Source organism: Acetonema longum DSM 6540 (assembly GCF_000219125.1).
GTDB classification, from domain to species: domain Bacteria; phylum Bacillota; class Negativicutes; order Sporomusales; family Acetonemataceae; genus Acetonema; species Acetonema longum.
Genome location: NZ_AFGF01000141.1, coordinates 1 through 2,350 on the forward strand (window position 1 = coordinate 1; position 2,350 = coordinate 2,350).

The window sequence follows — 2,350 nt, forward strand, 5'->3', positions numbered from 1 at the left end:
GCCCCATTCCACGCAGGAAATCACACTGTTGCCATTCAAAGCAAAACATAACCCCTGTAGTGTAACTATCAATAGGATCTGCGTAGTTACACTACAGGGGTTACAATAGCATCTACATTCATCTGAATAATCTTGTCCACTTTGAGCCACCTTTCCGTTCCTGAGTGAGCCACTACCCAATCATCCTTTATACTGTATCTATGCATCAGTTTTCTGATGTAAATATAGCTAGAGGAGCTAACCATCTCCTGGCCACTGCAGGAAGGACAAACCAATGTCGTATTAGGGGGTATGCTATACTCCAAGGAAGGGAAAGGAGTCAGCGGCAAGAAGATGCCTGACCTTACCTACATTTATAAGGAGCTCCTCAAAATGGGGTCAGCAAAAAGCTCCTATGGACAGAATACATGGAACAATGCCGCCTCAGCGGTTCTGAACCGCTTATGTATTCTCACAGCGCCGCGCAACCATGCATATCGCTCATAAACCAGGCGAACAGGTTGAAGTGGACTGGGCAGGAGACCCTGCCTATATTACAGACCCTGACACCGGTGAAATGATGGATGCGTACCTATTTGTAGGAGTAATGACTTACAGCCAATATGCTTATGTTGAAGCGTTCATCAATGAAAAACAGCAGGCATGGGTCACCGCCCATGTTCACATGTACGAATACTTCGGCGGCGTGGCCAAACTGCTTGTACCTGATAACTGCAAGACGGCTGTGGTACATGCAGGTGGCTGGTACAATCAGCAAATCCATACTGTTTATCACGAAATGGCTGAGCACACGGTGCTGCTATTATCCCCACCAGAGTGAGAAAGCCAAGCCGAAAGAAATCTTCTACCATTTTCTGCTCTCAATACAAAGCAGAAGGCTGGTATGAGCAGCTTGGCGGCAACGATGGTCCACTGGCAGATGCCATACTGGACCGTATCCTTCATGACGCATACAAAGTATCAATCCATCCAAAGATATTTCTATGCGTGAGGTATACGGGTTAGATAAGAGATTGAGCGAATGATCTAGCAGATAAAGGGCGGCTCAGTAGTTCCACGTGGCTCATGCCACACCGAACTGCGGCTCCGCCGCACCAGAATATCATTACCCATTTAGCTTTTCTTCGCATTCTAACGACTAAAAAAGTATAATGTTTCCTTATATCCAGACGCAGAATGGAGAAAAATAAGTTATGCTTTTCTCTGTATGGGTTTGATAAGAAACGGGCCCATTAGGCACATGGTTGAGATAATATTGAACGGGATACGCTCCACCTAAAGCGGAATGTGGCCGATAAGCGTTATAGGGTGTAGCTTCGAAGAGTCTGATATTCATTGATATAAAATCAATCGTACTGAAGAGTTCGAAAAAATCGTTCCGTTCGGGCATTATCAAGCATTGGCCTATGCCATCCATGGATATTTTCACCCCGGCTGTCTTCCAGCAACTGAATGTACTACGGATTCGTAAAATGGCCGCCTTGGCCGCTATTGGTGATTTCCGGTTTCCTAAAAGTTTTAGGCAAGCCCATACAAGGGATTTGTCTAGGGTACTGGAAAGTTCATAATTTACGATATATCGGTGTACCCGTCAATGATCACGAACAGGTACATAAAGCCTTTATGCATTCGGATGTATGTAATATCAATGCTCCAAACCTGCTCAAGCCGGCTCATTGTTGGTGGTAGCATTTGCTTCAAATCGTATAGATGGCCATGTCCCGCATCAATCGGCGGATTTTCTTCCGGTTGATGGCTACATCCATTTCACGCTGCAGAAGATGCGTCAGGGTCCGGTATCTTCGGGTTGGCTCGTCGGTATGGATTCCATCAATCCGGCGCATAAGAAATAAGTCCTGTCCTTAATCTGGAGAGGACTTGGCTTTCTGTAGGCTCTCATTCGGTTGCCACTCAGAAGTTCTGCCTGGCGCTTGACTGTGAGACAGGCAGGGCCGGTCTCTAGCAGAGGCTTACGTTTCGTGGTACTTGATAATTTTTTTGGATTTTTTTGAGCCAGCCTCCCTCATAGGTCAACTGGCTGACTTTTCTCTCTAGTCGGGCAACTCGTTGCTTTTCTGCCGCTAATTCCTTATCGGATTCCGAAGGGCCTCTTTTAAAACATCAGAGGCTCGCTCTAGAAATTCTGCTCGAATCGGCTGACCATTACGAGATTTAAGCCGTGCTGTGCAGGGATTTCATTCACAGTCGCCTCTTCCTAGAGAACTTCCAGAACTACTTTTGTGTCTTTCTCATAGGAGCACTACTATATCATTACAGTTAAAGGGATGTTTCGATCAATAGTTATATCAATATTAATTTTGCCGATCACTTGTCTATTGGCATAAGGGAC

1 protein-coding gene and 2 pseudogenes are annotated in these 2,350 nt (G+C 45.7%); 2 read left to right on the forward strand and 1 reads right to left on the reverse strand.

The window, feature by feature from the left end; genetic code table 11:
- The first annotated feature begins 505 nt into the window (after positions 1-505).
- Together ALO_RS23210 and ALO_RS21485 are read left to right on the forward strand one after the other, a co-directional pair.
- Positions 506-820 carry a transposase gene (locus ALO_RS23210; protein WP_004096981.1) on the forward strand — a complete coding sequence of 105 codons (315 nt, stop codon included), beginning with the start codon at positions 506-508 and terminating at the stop codon, positions 818-820.
- Between the two features lie 11 nt (positions 821-831).
- Positions 832-1,025 (forward strand): annotated as a pseudogene (locus ALO_RS21485) (ATP-binding protein); the annotation flags it as partial.
- Positions 1,026-1,249: 224 nt separating this feature from the next.
- Here ALO_RS21485 and ALO_RS23940 read toward each other — a convergent pair.
- Positions 1,250-2,230: pseudogene (locus ALO_RS23940) on the reverse strand (IS3 family transposase); the annotation flags it as partial.
- Between the last annotated feature and the right edge of the window lie 120 nt (positions 2,231-2,350).